Source organism: Chromatiales bacterium (genome assembly GCA_014762505.1).
Lineage (GTDB): Bacteria > Pseudomonadota > Gammaproteobacteria > SpSt-1174 > SpSt-1174 > SpSt-1174.
Genome location: JABURS010000043.1, coordinates 353,644 through 371,449 on the forward strand (window position 1 = coordinate 353,644; position 17,806 = coordinate 371,449).

A 17,806-nucleotide genomic window follows, 5' to 3' on the forward strand; every position below is an offset into this window, starting at 1 on the left:
CAGGCGTAAAGACGGGGAGCCACAGAGGTCACAGAGGACACAGAGTAAAGCCGGGCTCCCGATTACCTCTGTGCCCTCTGTGGCTCAACAACCCGGTTTAAGTATGTACTGCCCCCTCGCGCCCTCAGGGCACCAGATACGGCCCGGCGGCGCCGGCCACGGCGGTGAGCAGGCCGATGGCCGTGTTGATGCCCACCAGCAGGCGGATCTGCGCGAGGGCCTTGCCGCCGGTGGCCCAGTCCTCGGCGGCCACGGCGGCCTTGAGGCGGTTGTAGGGGGCGAAGAAGACGTGGAAGAAGATCAGCATCATGAGGATGCCGAGCCCGAGCATGGCGTGCACGTAGAGCGGGGCGCCCTTCATGCCGCCGAAGTGGTCGAACAGCATCCAGAAACCGGTGGCCAGCAGGGCGATGATCGCGGCCCAGACCCAGGGGAAGAAGCGGCGGAAGGTGGCGACCCACAGCTTCAGGCGCTGCGGCGGTTCCAGCACCTCGACGGCGGCCGGGCGCTGGGCCATGTAGGCGAAGAACATGCCGCCCACCCAGACGATGGCGGCGAGGACGTGCAGACTGATGGCGAGACTCATGCGGACTCCTTGATTGGGGTGTGTTATTGGTCCTGTCGCAATGCCGCCCCATTCTGACCCAAGCCCCCGGTGGCGACAACTTCGCCCCCGGCCCCGGCCGGTCGCGCCCCGCGGCCAGCGGGAGGCTGAAAATTCCCGCCCAATCGGGTAAAGTCGCCCGTTCACAAAAATTTATGGGTGGGCGGCGGCGTGCGGGCCTTTCAGGGGTTCCCGCCGGCTGTCCCGAATTCACCCTCAAGACCCCACGAGGCTTTGCCATGGCTAACGATTTTGCGATCGCACCGTCCATCCTCTCCGCCGACTTCGCCAAGCTGGGCGAAGAAGTCGACAACGTGCTGGCGTCCGGCGCCGACATCGTCCACTTCGACGTGATGGACAACCACTACGTGCCCAACCTGACCATCGGCCCGCTGGTCTGCGACGCCCTGCGCAAGCACGGCGTGACCGCGCCCATCGACGTGCACCTGATGGTCAAGCCGGTCGATCGCATCATCCCGGACTTCGCCGCGGCGGGTGCCAGCTACATCACCTTCCACCCGGAGGCCTCCGAGCACGTCGACCGCACCCTCCAGCTGATCAAGGCCGAGGGCTGCAAGGCCGGCCTGGTGTTCAACCCCGCCACCCCGCTGGACGTGCTCGAGTACGCCCTGCCCATGTGCGACATGGTGCTGCTGATGTCGGTGAACCCGGGCTTCGGCGGCCAGGCCTTCATCCCCTACGTGCTGGACAAGGCCCGCAAGGTGCGCGCCATGATCGACGAACAGGGGCTGGACTGCCGCCTGGAGATCGACGGCGGCATCAAGGTCGACAACATCGCGGAAGTCGCGGCGGCCGGCGTGGACACCTTCGTCTCCGGCTCCGGCATCTTCGGCAAGCGCAACGACGCCGATCCCCACAAGTACGACAGCATCGTCAAGGCCATGCGCGACGAGCTGGCCAAGGCCGGCTGACGGCGGGACCGGTCGCATGCTGAGCAAGCCCCGGATGGTCCTGATCGACGTGGACGGCACGCTGGTCGACAGCGTGCCGGACCTCGCCTATTGCGTGGACGAGATGATGGCCCGCCTGGACCTGCCGCGCCGCGGCGAGGCGGCGGTGCGCAACTGGGTGGGCAACGGCGTCGAGCGCCTGGTCGAGCGCGCGCTCGCCAACGACCTCGACGGCCAGCCGGACGAGGCCCTCAAGGCCCGTGCGCTGCCGATCTTCCTTGAGCTCTATGCCGAGAACACCTCCCGGCGCAGCTGTCTGTATCCGGGGGTGGAGGAAGGCCTGGCCTATCTCCGGGATGCCGGTTTCCGCCTGGGCTGCGTGACCAACAAGGCCGAGCAGTTCACCCTGCCGCTGCTGCAGGATCTCGGTATCCGGGACTATTTCGAGATCGTGGTCAGCGGCGATACCCTGCCGAAGAAGAAGCCCGATCCCCTGCCGCTGCTGCATGCCGCCGAGCAGCTTGGCGTGACGCCGGCCGAGTCGCTCATGATCGGCGACTCGATCAGCGACGTGAAGGCGGCGCGGGCGGCGGGCTTCCGGATCATCTGCATGAGTTATGGTTATAATCACGGCGAGGACATCCGCGACTACGATCCGGATGCCGTGATCGATTCCATGGCGGAACTTGGCGGCTTACTCGAACAGGCAGCGTAATGGGCATGCAACGGTTTCAGTTCAACAGTGTGGGTCAGCGTGGCTGGCGATGGTGGCGGTAGCACCATCGACAACCCATCCTGCGCCACTGTTTGAAATGGAACCCCGTTCATGAACCGCGAACAATTCGACAAGCTCATCGGCGACGGCCATAACCGCGTACCCCTCGTGCGCGAAGTGCTCGCCGACCTCGACACCCCCTTGAGCACCTACCTGAAACTGGCGGCCGCGCCCTACTCCTATCTCTTCGAGTCCGTGCAGGGCGGGGAGAAATGGGGGCGTTACTCCTTCATCGGTCTGCCCTGTCGTACCGTCATCAAGGTGCGGGGGCATCGCGTCACCGTCGAAGAGGCGGGACGGCTGATCGAAGAACAGGAGGTGGCGGACCCGCTGGCCTGGATCGAGGCCTACCAGCGGCAGTACCGCGTGGCCGAGGTCGAGGGCCTGCCGCGGTTCACCGGCGGCCTGGTCGGCTATTTCGGCTACGACACCATCCGCTACATCGAGCCGCGGCTGGCGAAGGTCGACAAGCCCGACCCCATCGGCAGCCCGGACATCCTGCTGATGGTCTCCGAGGAGGTGGTCGCCTTCGACAACCTCAGCGGCAAGCTCTATCTCGTGGTGCATGCCCAGCCCGGTGGTTATGACGATGCGCTGGCCCGGCTCGACCGGCTGGAAGACCAGCTGCGCGACGCCACGCCGGTGTACCGTCCGGCGGCCGCCGCGCGCCACGTCACCGAGGACGACTTCGTCTCCGGCTTCACCGAGGAGGGCTTCAAGGCCGCGGTGCAGAAGGCGCGCGAGTACATCGTCGAGGGCGACATCATGCAGGTGGTGCTGTCGCAGCGCCTGTCCATCCCCTTCAAGGCGCGGCCGCTGGACCTGTACCGCGCCCTGCGCAGCCTCAATCCCTCGCCCTACATGTTCTACCTCGACCTCGAGGATCACCACGTGGTTGGCTCCTCGCCCGAGATCCTGGTGCGTCTGGAGGATGGCATGGTCACCGTGCGGCCCATCGCCGGCACCCGCAAGCGCGGGCGCGACGAGGCGCAGGACCAGGCGCTGGAGGCGGAGCTGCTGGCCGATCCCAAGGAGCTCGCCGAGCACCTCATGCTCATCGATCTCGGGCGCAACGACGCCGGGCGCGTGAGCCAGACCGGCTCGGTCAAGGTCACGGACAAAATGGTGATCGAGCGCTATTCGCACGTCATGCACATCGTCTCCAACGTGGTCGGCAGGCTGAAGCCGGACATGGGCGCCATGGACGTGCTGCGCGCGACCTTTCCCGCGGGCACCGTGAGCGGCGCACCCAAGATCCGCGCCATGGAGATCATCGACGAGCTGGAACCGGTGAAGCGCGGCGTGTATGCCGGTGCGGTGGGTTATCTCTCCTGGAACGGCAACATGGATACGGCGATCGCCATCCGCACCTCCGTGATCCGGGACGAGACGCTGCACATCCAGGCCGGGGCGGGCATCGTCTACGACTCCGTGCCCGATCTCGAATGGAAGGAGACCATGAACAAGGGGCGCGCGACCTTCCGCGCGGTGGCCATGGCCGAGGCCGGCCTCGACGGTGCGCAGGAGGAGGGCTCGCAATGATCCTGATGATCGACAACTACGATTCCTTCACCTACAACCTCGTGCAGTACCTGGGCGAGCTGGGCGCCGAGGTGCGGGTGGAGCGCAACGACCAGATCAGCATCGACGACATCGAGGCCATGGCGCCCGAGCGCATCATGATCTCGCCCGGGCCCTGCACACCGAACGAGGCCGGCGTGTCGCTGGACGTGATCCGTCACTTTGCCGGCCGGCTGCCGATCCTCGGCGTGTGTCTCGGCCACCAGAGCATCGGCCAGGCCTTCGGCGGCAAGGTGGTGCACGCACGCGAGATCATGCACGGCAAGACCTCGCTGATCCATCATAAGGATGGCGGCGTGTTCGCCGGGCTGCCGAACCCCTTCGAGGCCACCCGCTATCACTCGCTGGTGATCGAGAAGGAGAGCCTGCCGGACTGCCTGGAGGTCACGGCGTGGACGCAGGCCGCCGATGGCGGCATCGACGAGATCATGGGCGTGCGCCACAGGGAATATGCCATCGAGGGCGTGCAGTTCCACCCCGAATCCATACTCACGCAGCATGGCCACGACCTGCTGAAGAACTTCCTGCAGATGCCGGCGGAAGGAGGAGCCAGTCAATGAACATGCAAGAAGCGATTCGTGCCGTCACCGAACGTCACGACCTCAGCAGCGAGCAGATGACCGCGGTGATGCAGCTCATCATGACCGGCGAGGCCACGCCGGCACAGATCGGCGGCTTCCTCGTCGGTCTGCGCATGAAGGGCGAGACCGTGGACGAGGTGGCCGCGGCCGCGGGCGTGATGCGCGAACTCTCCACGCGCGTGAGCGTGAACACCGACCACCTGGTCGATACCTGCGGTACCGGCGGCGACGCCTCCGGCACCTTCAACATCTCCACCGCCAGCGCCTTCGTCACCGCCGCCGCCGGCGCGCGCGTGGCCAAGCACGGCAACCGTTCCGTCTCCAGCAAGAGCGGCAGCGCCGACGTGCTGGAGGCCGCCGGGGTGAACCTCGACCTGGGGCCCGAGGCGGTCGCGCGCTGCGTGAACGAGATCGGCGTGGGCTTCCTGTTCGCACCACGGCATCACGGGGCGATGAAGTACGCCGTCGGCCCGCGCCGGGAGATGGGCGTGCGCACCATCTTCAACGTTCTGGGTCCGCTCACCAACCCCGCCGGCGCACCCAATCAGGTGCTCGGCGTGTTCAGCCACGGCTGGCTGCGGCCGCTGGCCGAGGTGCTCAAGCGCCTGGGCAGCCGCCACGTCATGGTGGTCCATGCCCGCGACGGCCTGGACGAGATCTCCATCGGCACGCCGACCCAGGTGGCCGAGCTGCGAAATGGCGAGATCAACGAGTACGTCATCTCGCCCGAGGACTTCGGGCTCACGACCACCGACCTCGCCGCCATCAAGGTGGGCGATGCCGGCGAGAGCCTCGCCATGCTGCGCAGTGTGCTCAACAACACCCCGGGGCCGGCCCGCGACATCGTCGCCCTCAATGCCGGGGCGGCCATTTACACGGCCGGGGTCGTCGGCGATCTCGCCGCCGGCGTGGCGCGCGCGCAGCAGGTGATCGCCTCGGGCGAGGCCGCGGAGAAGTTCCAGCAGCTCATCGACCTGAGCAACGCCCTCGGACCGCGGGCAGGGTAGGGGCGGCATGACGAACACGCCGGACATCCTGCAGAAGATCCTCCAGCGCAAACGCGAGGAGATCGCCGAGCGCTCCGCGCATACCCCGCTGGCGGCACTGCAGGATCACGTGGATGCCGCGCCGGCGGTGCGGCCCTTCCTCGCGGCCCTGGAGGCCCGCGTCGCCCGCGGCCGGCCGGCGGTGATCGCCGAGGTGAAGAAGGCCAGCCCCAGCAAGGGGGTGATTCGCGCGGACTTCGACCCGGAGGCGATTGCCCGCAGCTACGAGGCGGGCGGGGCCGCCTGCCTCTCCGTGCTCACCGATCACGATTTCTTCCAGGGCAGCGAGGCCTATCTGCAGGATGCGCGCGCGGCCTGTACGCTGCCGGTGCTGCGCAAGGACTTCATGCTCGATCCCTACCAGGTCTGGGAGGCGCGGGTCATGGGGGCCGACTGCATCCTGCTCATCGTCTCCGCCCTGGACGATGCGCGCATGGCGGAGCTCACGGCGCTCGCCCACGAGCTCGGCATGAACGTGCTGGTCGAGGTGCACGACGCCGACGAACTCGCGCGGGCCCTCCGGCTGGAGGCGCGGCTCATCGGCATCAACAACCGCAGTCTGCGTACCTTCGAGACCACGCTGGATACCACGCTCGGCCTGCTCGATCGCATCCCGGACGATCGCCTGGTGGTCACCGAGAGCGGGATCCATACGCCGGATGACGTGCGCCTGATGCGTGAGCACGGCGTACATGCCTTCCTGGTGGGAGAGGCCTTCATGCGCGCCGACGATCCGGGTGCGCGGCTGGCCGAGCTGTTCGGGACGAACGAGGGGTAGAGAAAGCGCCGGGGGTTGCCGGGGATTCCCGGCAGGGGTTCAGCGTGTGCCGTAGAGGACGATGGTCTTGCCGCGGGCATGCAGCAGGCCCTCGGCCTCCAGCTCCTTCAGCACGCGCCCGGCCATCTCGCGGGAGCAGCCGACCATCTTGGCCAGTTCCTGGCGGGTGATGCGGATCTGCATGCCGTCCGGATGGGTCATGGCATCCGGCTGCTTGGCGAGGTTGAGCAGGGTGTGGGCGATACGGCCGGTGACGTCGACATAGGCCAGGTCCATCACCTTGCGGTTGGTCTCGCGCAGGCGCGCGGCCATCTGCGTGGCCAGGGCGAAGAGGATGTCCGGGTCCTCGTGGGCCACTCGGCGGAACTCGGTATAGGTCATCTCGGCGATGGTGCATTCCTGGCGCGCCACCACCAGTGCGGCACGGCCTTCCTCTTCCTCGCTGAACAGGCCCATCTCGCCGAAGAAGTCGCCGGGGTTGAGATAGGCGAGCACGATCTCGTGATCGTCCTCGTCCTCGATCATTACGCTGACCGAACCCTCGATGATATAGTACAGGGACTCCGGCTTGTCGCCGGCATGGATGATGATCGAGCGCGCAGGATAGTGCTTCCGGTGGCAATGCCCCAGGAAGCGTTCCAGCGCCGGGTTCGCCGGCGGTTTCTTGATTCTCAGTTGATCCATGCGCATGGCGAGGCGTCTCCTGTTTCGCACTCAAGTGTATGCCAAGCCTGACATTTTTGTCGAACGCCAATCTCGGGAAGTGTGACGCATTATGAAAGCACGTGTGAAGTGGCTGGATTACATGAGTTTTGTCGGCGAAGCCGGCAGCGGCCATTCAGTGGTCATGGATGGCGCCCCCGAGGCGGGTGGCCGCAATCTGGGCATTCGCCCCATGGAAATGCTGCTGCTCGGCATGGGCGGCTGCACCTCCTTCGATGTGGTGATGATCCTGAAGAAGGCGCGCCAGGAGATCGTCGACTGCGAGGTGCATCTGGAGGCCGAGCGCGCCGAGACCGAGCCCAAGGTCTTCACCCGGATCCATGCCCACTTCGTGGTGGTGGGCCGCAACCTCTCCGAGAAACACGTGCGACGGGCGGTCGAGCTCTCGGCCGAGAAGTACTGCTCCGCCTCCATCATGCTGGGCAAGACGGCCGAGATCACCCACGACTTCGAGATCCGCGAGGCCTGCGAGTAGACCTGCCATGAGCGAGCGCGCATGAGCAAGGGCGCCAACGCCGCCTTCGATGCCCTGCTGGTGGCCTATTACGAGGCGTGGTTCCGCTATCACCCCGAGCGTGCGGTGGATGTCGGTATCAACGGCTATGCCGATCGTCTGCGTCCCTTCGACGATGACGAGATCGGCGCCCTGGTCGCGCTCAACGAGAAACTGCTGGCCGAGCTGGAACTCGTCGCGGTCGACGACCTGAGCCCGGACCGGCGCATCGACCTCGATGTGCTGGAAGGGGCGGCCCATCTCGAGATCTGCGAGCTGCGCGAATCGGACTGGCGGCACCACAATCCCAATGCCTTCCTGCCGGTGGACGCCATCCACCAGCTGTTTCTCAAGCCCGTCAAGGACTTCGCCGGCGCCCTGCGTGCACGGCTGGAACAGATCCCGGCCTATCTGCGCGGTGCCCGCGTGCACCTGCTGCAGACACCGGAGCTGGTGCCGGTGCTGTGGGCCGAGTCGGCCCACCAGACGGCGCGGGCCGGCGCGGACTACATCCGCTCCCTGGAACGGCATCCGCGGGTGCTGCAGGCCATGGGACGTGAAGGATTGCATGGATTCATCGAGCCGGCGGCACGGGCGCTGACCGAGTTCGCCCATTTCCTGGAGGCCGATCTCGGCCCGCGCTGCGAGGGGGACTTCGCCTGCGGGCGCACCCACTTCGACCGGCTGCTGGCGCAGCGCCATTTCCTGGACGTGGATGCCGATGCCCTGCATGCCTTCGGGCGGCAGCTCTTCGACGTCACCCGCCGCAACCTGCACGACGTGACCCGGGAGCTCAGCGGTCAGGACGATCCGGCCGTGTTGCAGGCGCGAATCCAGGCCGAGCATCCGGACGCCGAGGGGCTGGTGGCGGCCTATCGCGAGGCCATGGAGCGGGCGCATGCCTTCGTCGTCGAGCGGGACCTGGTCACGGTGCCGGATGCCCAGGCCCTGCACGTCGTCGAGACGCCCGCCTTCCTGCGCCACCAGATCCCCTTTGCCGCCTATGTGGAGCCGGCGGCCAACGACCCGGCGCAGACCGGCCATTACTACGTGACGCCGCCGGTGGACGAGGCCGGGCTGGGCGAGCACCATGCCCTGGGCATCGCCCATACCGGGGTGCACGAGGCCTGGCCCGGACACCACCTGCAGTTCGTCACCGCCCACCGGCGGCCCGAATCGCGCAGCCTGCCGCGGCTGCTCAACCCCTCGGCCACGCTCTACGAGGGCTGGGCGCTGTACTGCGAGTCGCTGATGCACGAGCAGGGTTTCCTCGATTGTCCCGAGTCGCGCTTCGTGTTGCTGCAGGACCGCCTGTGGCGTGCCCTGCGCATCCTCATCGACGTGGAGCTGCATACCCGGGGCCTGCCGCTGGACGAGGCCGCCGAGCGCATGGTCGAGGCCCTGGGCTTCGGCTATTCTCAGGCCATGGGCGAGCTCACCTGGTATAGCCAGGCGCCCACCGTGCCCATGGGCTATGCCACCGGCTGGGGGCTGGTCAACGCCGTGCGCGACCGGTTAAGGTTGTCCCCCGACTTCGCCCTCAAGGGCTTCCATGACAGGCTGCTGGCCAGCGGTTCCATCGCCCTGCCGCTGGTGATACGCCGCCAGTTCGGCGAGCAGGCCTGGCAGTCGGCCCGCAACATGATCTTCGGCGCCGGGGCCTGACCGGCCCGCGCCACAACCGACGGAGGTACGCCGTGTCGAATCGTCCCCCCGCCACCGGCGGCATGCGCCACGTGGCCCTGAACGTCCGGGATCTGCCTGCCTGTGAGCACTTCTACGTGGACCTGCTGGGCATGCAGGTGGAATGGCGGCCCGATCCCGACAACCTCTACCTCTGCTCGGGGTGCGACAATCTCGCGCTGCACAAGGCCGCCGGCGAGATACTCGACCACGGTCAGCGCCTGGACCACATCGGCTTCATCCTGCGCGCCGAGGCAGATGTGGACGCCTGGTACGCCTTCCTCACCGCCCATGACGTGCCGGTGGAGAAGCCGCCGCGCACCCATCGCGACGGGGCCCGCAGCTTCTACTGCCGGGACCCGGAGGGCAATGTGGTGCAGATGATCTATCATCCCCCTATCGCCGCGGCCTGCCGGGACGCCTGAGCCGGGCCCGGGGGCGAAAAACCACTGTGATCGGGGCTGTGCTGTGGCACAATGGCGCCCCTTTTTCTTTGCCGAAGGCCTGGCCTGTCCGGGCCCGTTGATCGATATACCGGAGGACACCCTCGTTGGTTGAGCGCATGAACAGGAAGCTGAAGCTGCACGGGTTCAACAACCTGACCAAGACCCTCAGCTTCAACATCTACGATATCTGCTACGCGAAGGACGAGCATCATCGTCAGGAGTACATCGAGTACATCGACGAGGTGTACAACGCCGAGCGCCTGACGCAGATCCTGACGGACGTGGTGGATATCATCGGCGCGAACATCCTGGATATCTCGCGCCAGGACTATGATCCCCAGGGCGCCAGCGTGACCATGCTCATCTCCGAGGAGCCGGTGGCGGCCGAGCACCTCACCAACACGCCCGCTCCGGGCCCGCTGCCGGACACGGTCGTCGCGCACCTGGACAAGAGCCACGTCACGGTACACACGTATCCGGAAAGCCATCCGGACAACGGGATCAGCACCTTCCGCGCGGACATCGACGTCTCCACCTGCGGGCGTATCTCGCCGCTGCGCGCGCTCAACTACCTGATCCACAGCTTCGACTCGGATATCGTCACGCTGGACTATCGCGTGCGCGGCTTCACCCGCGACATCCGCGGCAAGAAGCACTTCATCGATCACAAGATCACCTCGATCCAGAACTACCTGTCGCGCGATACCAAGCGCCGCTACGAGATGATCGACGTCAACGTCTACCAGGAATACCTCTTCCACACGAAGATGATCCTGAAGGAATTCGACATCGACAACTATCTCTTCGGCCTGGGGCGTGGCGATTACAGCGCCAAGGAATTGCGCGAGATCGAGAAGCGCCTGCGTCGCGAGATGCAGGAGATCTTCTACGGGCAGAACATGACCGGCGTCTGAGCCGGCAGGTTTGTCGCCCACGAAAAAGCCCCGGCATGCCGGGGCTTTTTCGTGGTGGCGCCTGAGGCGCGCTACAGCCAGTAGGCCGTCTTCGTCATCACCTTCGACATCAGTGGCATCAGGAAGCGGCGCACGGGCAGGGGCAGCTTGGCGCCGCCCGCCTCCAGCGCCACCGTCGCATGGTGCGCCTCGTCCTCTTTCATCTGCTGCAGGATGGCGCGGCTCTTGTGGTCATCGGCCGGCAGTCTTTCGAGGTGTTCCTCCAGGTGGCGCACCACCTGATACTCGGTCTCGGTGACGAAGCCCAGGCTCCACTTGTCGCCGATGGCGCCGGCCACGGCGCCGATGGTGAAGGACCCCCAGTACCAGAACGGGCCGAGGTAGCTCCGGTGGCTGCCGAGCTCGCCGATGCGTTTTTCCGTCCAGGCGAGGTGATCGTTCTCCTCCATTGCCGCACGCTGCATCTGCTCGCGGATGTCCTCGCGTTTCGCCGTCAGCGCCTGGCCCTGGTACAGCCCCTGGGCCGAGACCTCGCCGGCATGGTTGATGCGCATCAGCCGCCCGGCCAGGTCGCGCTCGGCGTCGGTCATGTCCGCCTTCTCCGGCAGGTCGTCGGCGGGATTCGGCCGCTCGGTCACCGGCGGCCGGCCATGCACGGTGCGCAGCGACTGGTCGATCTCGGCGAGGAACTGGTCGATGAGGGTCATTTTTCGCATGCGGGAAGAGTACTGCCCGGGCCAGGGTGGGGCAAGGGGGCGTCTTCCGGCTGGACCGGAGGATGCGATTCAGGCCGGCCGTTCGTCGGTCGCGTACCCGCGCAGGACCTGCCTGTCCGGCCGGTCACCCGCCTGGCCGGCGAGCCAGACGATGGTGCGGATACGTGCCTGCAGGATGCGCGCACGTTCCGCCTCGTCCACCCCCGGTACGTGGCGCAGGCTGACGGCGTTCATGTGCAGGCCCCGCTCCCTCGCCGGGACATCGAGGTCGGCCATCAGGCGCCTGACCAGCGGCAGGGTGAGGGCACGCGGGTCGGGGGCGGGCGTCATGTCGCCAAAGAGATGGACGAGACTGCCGCCGGGGGGCAGGTGGTCGATGACGGCGCGATGGCAGGCCACGGGGGGATAGGCGGTATAGCCCTGGCCGGGCAGCTCCAGCAGCAGGGCGGCGTGGTTGATGAAGGCGCGGGGTGTCGTGTCGAGGCCGGCCAGCTCGTCGTTGATGGCCGCGAGATTGCCCGGGTCCGCGCGGAGCGTGACCGCTTGCAGGCCGGCCTCGGCGAGCGCCGTTTCCAGCAGGCTGGCCAGCGGTTCGCGGATGCCGCCGAGCAGCACGGTGCAGGCGTCCGGCGTCATGTCCCGTAGTCCAGTCCCAGCTGTTCGGCGGTCCCCTGGGTCTGCGGCGCGAAGCGCACACCGAGTCCCACCAGGCGCACCGGGCGGGCGCCGCGCCGCCAGGCGGCAGCAAGCATCTCGCGGTAGCGGGCAGGGTCGGGACGGGTGCCCGTGGTCTGCAGGGTGGTGCTGCGGAAGTCGTCGAACTTCAGCTTCACGAACAGGGTCTGCACGGGCGCGGCCTGGCGCTGGCGGGCGCGCTCGAGCCGGACGAGGAGTTGCCGGTAGAGGGGCTGCAGCTCGGCCTCGATGGCGGCGACGTCCGGCAGGTCCTCGACGAAGGTCTCTTCCACGCTCACCGACTTGCGCTCGCGCGTGACCTCGACGGGACGCGCGTCGATGCCGAAGCTGAGTTCGTGCAGGCGCTGGCCGAAGCTGCCGAAGCGGCGCAGCATCTCGGCCACCGGCACCTGCTGCAGCTCGCCGCAGGTGGTCACCCCCATCGCCCGGAGGCGGCGCGCCGTGGCCGCGCCCACGCCCGGTATCCGTTTCACCGGCAGGGCGGGCATGAAGGCCGGGATGTCCTGCGGACGGATCACGTACTGGCCGTCGGGCTTGTTCCAGTCGCTCGCCACCTTGGCCAGGAACTTGTTCGGCGCGATGCCGGCCGAGGCGGTGAGGCCGGTCTCCTCGAGGATGCGCCGGCGGATGGCCTCGGCCATGCGCGTGGCGCTGCCCCGGTGGTGGGGCAGGCCGGTGACGTCGAGGTAGGCCTCGTCCAGGGAGAGGGGTTCGATACGGTCGGTGAACTCGGCGAAGATGGCCCGGATGCGGCGCGACTCGGCGCGGTAGACCTCCATGCGCACGGGCAGCAGCACGAGGTCGGGGCATAGCCGGAGCGCGTGGGCGGTGGCCATGGCCGAGCGCACGCCGAAGACGCGCGCCTCGTAGCTCGCGGTGGTGATCACGCCGCGCCGCTCGGCGGTCCCGCCCACGGCGATGGCCCGGCCGCGCAGCCCGGGATCATCGCGCATCTCGATGGCCGCGTAGAAGCAGTCCATGTCCACGTGGATGATCTTGCGCGGGGCGGTCATGACGGGCGGATGACCGGGGCGGCGGGCTCAGGCGTTGCCCCGGGCCTCCCACTGGGCCGGGGTGTAGGTCTTCAGCGCGAGGGCGTGGATGCTGCCGTCGGCGATGTGCGGGTTGACGATGCCGTAGACGAGCTGGTGCTGCTTGAGCATGGACAGCCCCTCGAAGGCCTCGCTGATGACCGTGGCGCTGAGGTTGCAGCCCTCGCCGCTGAGTTCCACGGTGGTGCTGCCCGGCAGGCCGTCCTCGATCATCTTCTTCACGTCGTCGATATTCATGTGGCGATGCTGTGTCGTGTGAGCGAGGGCGAAGGATAGCGCAGGGCGCGGGGACGGGTACAGATTCAGGCCCCCGCGCGGGGTTATTGCCGGGCTCAGGTCGGGCTGTCGTGGTCGTCGAGCTCGCGCACGATGATGCCGTCGGTGGCCCCGGGGTCGATGCCCAGGTAGCGGCTGATGGGCGGCATCTGCCGCTCCAGCACGGCCTCGATCTGGCGCGACATTAGGTGCTGGCGATTCACGCCCTCCACCCAGCCGTAGATGGAGGTGCGCAGGTGTTCGAGGTCGTGGATGTTGACGTGGATGTCGTGCACCACGCGCCGGTACTCGGCGAGCGTGGGGTTCACGTCCAGCGCGGCGAAGATGGCTTTCAGCGCCTCGAGCATCTCGCGGGCGTTCTCGGCCAGGCCGAGTGCGGCCGGCGTGATCTCCACCGTTCCCTCCGTGCCCGAATCCACCCAGATGTTGAAGCTCATCTGCTGCAGCGAGTGATACAGCGGTTCCTCCGAGATCAGGAACAGCAGCAGGTTCTGCGGGTTGGCCTTGAGCGTCATGTCGCCATAGGACCACTGCAGGCTGCGGATGAAGTCGGCGAGGCGCAGGTGCTGCCTGAACGGGGCGAGCTGCAGCTGATCGAGGATGAGGATGCTGCGCTCGCCCTCGCTCAGGGCGCAGGCCTCGCTCATCACCCGGTCGAGCTCGTTCACCGGCGCCTCGCCGACGTGCTCCTCTTCCTCGGGCGGGCGCGGGATGCGCACCGGCTCGGGCGCCTCCGGGCGGTCGTCGAATTCGTGATAGAGCACCTGGGCGTAGTCCAGCGCCTGGGCCAGGGCGTTGGCGAAGGCGGTCTTGCGCCGGCCGGTCTCGCCCTCCACGTTGAGACAGCGCAGGTGCTCCACGGGCGCGCCGAGCAGGCAGCGCACCGGGTAGTCGTAGTCGGCGTTGGACAGGAAGCCGTGGTCGGCGAGGCGTCTGGCGAGAGTCATGCGCTGATTATTGGCAAGTCGGGCGGGGGCATCAAGCGGCCTACCAGCGCGCCTTGTCCCACATCTGCGGGTTGGCCCAGAAACGCGGGTTCAGCCAGTCCGGCGTGAGCTTGTAGTCGTAGAGGTCGAAGCGGTAGAGCTCCAGCGGCCGTCCGTCGTGTTCGAAGCAGGCGAGCCGGCGCAGGCCCAGCGCCACCATGTCGGTGAGCGTCCAGTACGAGCGCAGGCCGGGCCAGTCCTCGCCGATGGGCAGCAGGATCAGCAGGCGCTCGGCCACGCGATCGCGCAGCAGCGCCACCAGCTGCTCCGCCTGCGCTCGCTCCAGCCGTTCCAGGCAGTTGGCGACCAGTACCACGTCGTGCCGCTCCAGGCCATCGGCCTCGTCGGGGGCGATGTCGGCGATGTGCCGGCAGGGCGTCTGCGGGTGGGCCGCCTGCCAGGGCGCGAACGCCGCCTCGGCGTCTGCCCCGATGGCCAGCAGCGAATGCGGCGGGTGCTGGCGGAACAGGTGCTCGAGCGCAGGCTGGCAGAGGGTGCTGGGGTAGGTCATCGTGTGTCGGTCTGGGTATCGATAGAGCCATGCTATGATGCGCCCATCCCGGGCGTCATGAAACCCGTCGCATGTTCGAAACCAACGACATCCAGATCCTGATGCGCTCGCGCATCCCGCTCATCGTGATCGAGACCCACGAGGAGCCGCGGGCGATCGAGCTGTTCAAGCGCGTGGCCGTCGGCAACGCGCTGCCGCTGTATCGCTGGAGCACCACCCAGGCCATGCAGCGCATCGACGTGGAACTCGAGCCCGTCTGGACCATGGACAAGCCCCAGGCCCTGCTCAAGCACATCCACGCCAACCCGAAGCCCGGCATCTACCTGCTGCTCGACTTCCATCCCTGGATGGACGATGCCGCCATCGTGCGGCTGGTGAAGGACATCGCCCTGAAGCATGGCGAGACGCCCAACACCCTGGTGTTCATCAGCCACCGGTTCCCGATCCCGCCCGAGATCGAGAAGTACACGGCGCGTTTCGAGCTGAGCCTGCCGTCGTCCGAGCGCCTGGTGGACATCGTGCGGGAGGAGGCACGCGCCTGGGCGGGTGCCCACCCCGAGCTGCAGGTGCACAGCGAGGATGGCGCCGTGGAGGCCCTGGCGCGCAACCTGGCCGGCCTGAGCGTGGAGGACGCCCGGCGTCTCGCCCGCCAGGCCATTGCCGACGACGGGGCGCTCACCCACAGCGATCTAACGCCCGTGATGGAGGCCAAGTACCAGCTCCTGGCCCGCGACGGCGCGCTGAGCTTCGAATACGACACCGCGCGCTTCTCCGACGTGGGCGGGATGGGCCGGCTCAAGACCTGGCTGGAGCAGCGCAAGCGCGTATTCCTCGCCGATACCCCGCCCCCCGGGCTGGACCCGCCCAAGGGGATCATGCTGCTGGGCGTGCAGGGTTGCGGCAAGAGCCTGTCGGCCAAGGCCATCGCCGGGGTGTGGGGCGTGCCGCTGCTGCGCCTGGACGGTGGCGCGCTGTACGACAAGTACATCGGCCAGACCGAGAAGAACCTGCGCGAGGCGCTGAAGACGGCCGAGGTGATGGCCCCCTGCGTGCTGTGGATCGACGAGATCGAGAAGGCGCTGGCGGTGGGGGACTCCGATGGCGGCACCTCGCGGCGCGTGCTGGGCACGCTGCTCACCTGGATGGCCGAGCGCAGGGCGCCGGTGTTTCTCGCCGTCACCGCCAACGACATCCAGCAGCTGCCGCCGGAGCTGATCCGCAAGGGCCGGCTGGACGAGATCTTCTTCGTCGACCTGCCGGATGCCGACACCCGCAAGGTGATCTTCGACATCCACCTGAGAAAGCGCGGTGCCGACGCGGCCGGATTCGATCTGGACCGCCTGGCCGCGATCAGCGAGGGCTTCTCCGGTGCCGAGATCGAGCAGGCGGTGGTGGCGGCCTTCTACGCCGCCCACGCCCGCGACCAGGGCGTGAGCCCCGCCGACCTCGCCCGCGAGATCGTTTCCACCCGCCCGCTGTCGGTGGTGATGGCGGAGAAGATCGATGCGCTGCGGGCGTGGGCGGCCTCGCGTACCGTGCCCGTCAACTGACGGGCGGGCCCGCCGTCAGGGCTTCATCGTCAGCCGGCCGCTGTCCGCGGCCAGTGTCAGTTCCCCGTCGAGAAACGCCCGTATGGCCCGCCCGGCGAGCTTGCCGCGCCAGCCGTGCAGCAGGGCGTTGTCGGTATCGCCCAGGATCACGGCCTCCACGTCCTTGCGCGAGGCGATCGCGCCGGGGCTGATGTCGGCGTCGAGTGCGCTCTGGCGCAGCACCGCCATGGCGGCATCGGCCAGCGGCTCCTGCGCCGGCGGCAGCCGGTCGCGCAGGACGAGTTCGGGCCATTCGCCTTTCGGCCGGGCGCGGCCCGTCTCGATGAGCCCGAGCAGGGTCTGGCCGCGCCGCTCGATGATGCGCGGCTCCAGCGCGCGGATCTTCGCCAGGCCCTTCTCGTCCGCGGGCATGCGCCGGGCGAGGTCCATGAGCACGTCGTCGCTGAGGATCCAGCGCCGCGGCTTGTCCTTCTCCATGGCCTGACGTTCGCGCCAGGCGGCGAGCACCTGCAGCACGGCGAGCTGCGCGCCCTTGAGAAACTGCACGCCCTTGATCTTCTTCCACATCGCGTCCGGATCGGTGACGAAACGCGACTCGGCGCTGAGCTGGGCGAAGTCCTCGTCCAGCCAGTCCAGCCGGCCGAGCTCGACCAGCGTGGCGCGCATCTGCGGGTAGATCTGCGCTAGGTAGCGCACGTCGTCGGCGGCGTAGTTGAGCTGGTCCTCGTCCAGCGGGCGCTGCGCCCAGTCGGTGCGCGCATGCGACTTGTCGAGCTCCAGCCCCAGCGCGTTCTGCACCAGCTTGCCGTAGCCGATCTGCTCGCCCTGGCCGAGCACGGCGGCGGCGATCTGGGTGTCGAAGATCGGCGTGGGCACCTGGCCGGAGAGCTGGTGGAAGATCTCCAGGTCCTGGTGCGCGGCATGCAGCACCTTCAGCGTGGCCGGATCGTTGAGGAGGGCGAACAGCGGCGTCAGGTCCTCGATGGCCAGCGGGTCGATGCAGGCGATCACCTCGGGCGTGCCGATCTGCACCAGGCACAGGCGCGCATGGTAGGTCTTCTCGCGGATGAACTCGGTGTCCAGCGCCAGCCAGTCCACGCCGCGCAGCTCGTCGCAGAAGGCGGCGAGGGCGGCGGCATCGTCGATGTAGCGGATATCGGACATCGGCGGATCAGTCCTGCGGCCGGTTCTGGTCGAAGGCGGCGAGCTGCTCGGCGCTGGCCTCCTGCTGGTACTTCGCCTTCCACTCGGCATAGGGCATGCCGTAGACGATCTCGCGGGCCTGCTCGTAATCCATCTCGATGCCGCGCTCCTCGGCGGCGGCGCGATACCACTTGGAGAGGCAGTTGCGGCAGAAGCCGGCCAGGTTCATCAGGTCGATGTTCTGCACGTCGCTGCGTTCGCGCAGGTGTTCGACCAGGCGACGGAAGGCGGCGGCCTCGAGTTCGGTACGGGTTTGCTGATCCATGGGGTGTTTCCTCGGG

Annotated in this window: 21 protein-coding genes; 11 read left to right on the plus strand and 10 right to left on the minus strand. The window is 67.7% G+C overall.

The window, feature by feature from the left end; all coding sequences use genetic code 11:
- Positions 1-124: 124 nt before the first annotated feature.
- Complete coding sequence (locus HUJ28_13470) at positions 125-586, minus strand: CopD family protein (GenBank protein MBD3620476.1); 462 nt, start codon at positions 584-586, stop codon at positions 125-127.
- Between the two features lie 257 nt (positions 587-843).
- Between HUJ28_13470 and rpe the strand changes: the two genes are divergently transcribed.
- The 6 genes from rpe to trpC all read left to right on the plus strand — a co-directional run bounded on the left by rpe (position 844) and on the right by trpC (position 6,276).
- Complete coding sequence (rpe, locus tag HUJ28_13475; protein MBD3620477.1) at positions 844-1,536, plus strand: ribulose-phosphate 3-epimerase; 693 nt, start codon at positions 844-846, stop codon at positions 1,534-1,536.
- 16 nt (positions 1,537-1,552) lie between these two features.
- Positions 1,553-2,230 (plus strand): phosphoglycolate phosphatase, encoded by a 678-nt coding sequence (locus HUJ28_13480; GenBank protein ID MBD3620478.1) that lies wholly within the window; start codon positions 1,553-1,555, stop codon positions 2,228-2,230.
- Between the two features lie 111 nt (positions 2,231-2,341).
- The gene (locus HUJ28_13485) at positions 2,342-3,832 is read left to right on the plus strand and encodes an anthranilate synthase component I (protein ID MBD3620479.1); all 1,491 of its coding nucleotides are present in this window, start codon (positions 2,342-2,344) and stop codon (positions 3,830-3,832) included.
- A complete protein-coding gene (locus tag HUJ28_13490) occupies positions 3,829-4,431 on the plus strand; it encodes an aminodeoxychorismate/anthranilate synthase component II (protein MBD3620480.1) in 603 nt (200 codons plus the stop codon). Before HUJ28_13485 ends, HUJ28_13490 begins: the two co-directional genes overlap by 4 nt.
- Entirely contained in the window at positions 4,428-5,459 is a 1,032-nt protein-coding gene (trpD, locus tag HUJ28_13495) for an anthranilate phosphoribosyltransferase (protein MBD3620481.1), read from the plus strand. Before HUJ28_13490 ends, trpD begins: the two co-directional genes overlap by 4 nt.
- A 7-nt stretch (positions 5,460-5,466) precedes the next feature.
- Positions 5,467-6,276 (plus strand): indole-3-glycerol phosphate synthase TrpC, encoded by an 810-nt coding sequence (gene trpC, locus HUJ28_13500; protein MBD3620482.1) that lies wholly within the window; start codon positions 5,467-5,469, stop codon positions 6,274-6,276.
- A gap of 39 nt (positions 6,277-6,315) precedes the next feature.
- On the opposite strand, the gene crp is transcribed toward trpC, so the two are convergent.
- Complete coding sequence (gene crp, locus HUJ28_13505) at positions 6,316-6,960, minus strand: cAMP-activated global transcriptional regulator CRP (protein ID MBD3620483.1); 645 nt, start codon at positions 6,958-6,960, stop codon at positions 6,316-6,318.
- Between the two features lie 91 nt (positions 6,961-7,051).
- Here crp and HUJ28_13510 point away from each other — a divergent pair, with 91 nt between their 5' ends.
- The 4 genes from HUJ28_13510 (at position 7,052) to speD (ending at position 10,535) form a co-directional block, all read left to right on the plus strand.
- Entirely contained in the window at positions 7,052-7,474 is a 423-nt protein-coding gene (locus HUJ28_13510; GenBank protein MBD3620484.1) for an OsmC family protein, read from the plus strand.
- Between the two features lie 21 nt (positions 7,475-7,495).
- Positions 7,496-9,157, plus strand: a complete 1,662-nt coding sequence (locus HUJ28_13515; GenBank protein MBD3620485.1) for a DUF885 domain-containing protein — start codon at positions 7,496-7,498, stop codon at positions 9,155-9,157.
- Positions 9,158-9,219: 62 nt separating this feature from the next.
- On the plus strand, positions 9,220-9,600 hold the full coding sequence (locus tag HUJ28_13520; protein ID MBD3620486.1) for a VOC family protein: 381 nt from the start codon (positions 9,220-9,222) through the stop codon (positions 9,598-9,600).
- A 137-nt stretch (positions 9,601-9,737) separates the two neighbouring features.
- Complete coding sequence (gene speD / locus HUJ28_13525) at positions 9,738-10,535, plus strand: adenosylmethionine decarboxylase (protein ID MBD3620487.1); 798 nt, start codon at positions 9,738-9,740, stop codon at positions 10,533-10,535.
- A 71-nt stretch (positions 10,536-10,606) separates the two neighbouring features.
- Here speD and coq7 read toward each other — a convergent pair whose 3' ends face one another.
- The 6 genes from coq7 to HUJ28_13555 all read right to left on the minus strand — a co-directional run bounded on the left by coq7 (position 10,607) and on the right by HUJ28_13555 (position 14,772).
- A complete protein-coding gene (coq7, locus tag HUJ28_13530) occupies positions 10,607-11,251 on the minus strand; it encodes a 2-polyprenyl-3-methyl-6-methoxy-1,4-benzoquinone monooxygenase (GenBank protein MBD3620488.1) in 645 nt (214 codons plus the stop codon).
- Positions 11,252-11,320: 69 nt separating this feature from the next.
- Positions 11,321-11,887: a hypothetical protein gene (locus HUJ28_13535; GenBank protein MBD3620489.1), complete on the minus strand. Its 567-nt coding sequence runs from the start codon at positions 11,885-11,887 to the stop codon at positions 11,321-11,323.
- Entirely contained in the window at positions 11,884-12,960 is a 1,077-nt protein-coding gene (gene dinB, locus HUJ28_13540; GenBank protein ID MBD3620490.1) for a DNA polymerase IV, read from the minus strand. The genes HUJ28_13535 and dinB overlap by 4 nt, the downstream gene beginning before the upstream one ends.
- Before the next feature lie 27 nt (positions 12,961-12,987).
- The gene (locus HUJ28_13545) at positions 12,988-13,236 is read right to left on the minus strand and encodes a BolA/IbaG family iron-sulfur metabolism protein (protein ID MBD3620491.1); all 249 of its coding nucleotides are present in this window, start codon (positions 13,234-13,236) and stop codon (positions 12,988-12,990) included.
- A gap of 95 nt (positions 13,237-13,331) precedes the next feature.
- On the minus strand, positions 13,332-14,222 hold the full coding sequence (locus HUJ28_13550; protein MBD3620492.1) for a hypothetical protein: 891 nt from the start codon (positions 14,220-14,222) through the stop codon (positions 13,332-13,334).
- Between the two features lie 40 nt (positions 14,223-14,262).
- The gene (locus HUJ28_13555; protein MBD3620493.1) at positions 14,263-14,772 is read right to left on the minus strand and encodes a hypothetical protein; all 510 of its coding nucleotides are present in this window, start codon (positions 14,770-14,772) and stop codon (positions 14,263-14,265) included.
- Positions 14,773-14,843: 71 nt separating this feature from the next.
- Between HUJ28_13555 and HUJ28_13560 the strand changes: the two genes are divergently transcribed.
- The gene (locus HUJ28_13560) at positions 14,844-16,322 is read left to right on the plus strand and encodes an AAA family ATPase (protein MBD3620494.1); all 1,479 of its coding nucleotides are present in this window, start codon (positions 14,844-14,846) and stop codon (positions 16,320-16,322) included.
- 15 nt (positions 16,323-16,337) lie between these two features.
- Here HUJ28_13560 and rnd read toward each other — a convergent pair whose 3' ends face one another.
- Together rnd and HUJ28_13570 are read right to left on the minus strand one after the other, a co-directional pair.
- Complete coding sequence (rnd, locus tag HUJ28_13565; GenBank protein MBD3620495.1) at positions 16,338-17,486, minus strand: ribonuclease D; 1,149 nt, start codon at positions 17,484-17,486, stop codon at positions 16,338-16,340.
- Between the two features lie 7 nt (positions 17,487-17,493).
- Positions 17,494-17,790 (minus strand): DUF1244 domain-containing protein, encoded by a 297-nt coding sequence (locus HUJ28_13570; protein ID MBD3620496.1) that lies wholly within the window; start codon positions 17,788-17,790, stop codon positions 17,494-17,496.
- Positions 17,791-17,806: the final 16 nt, after the last annotated feature.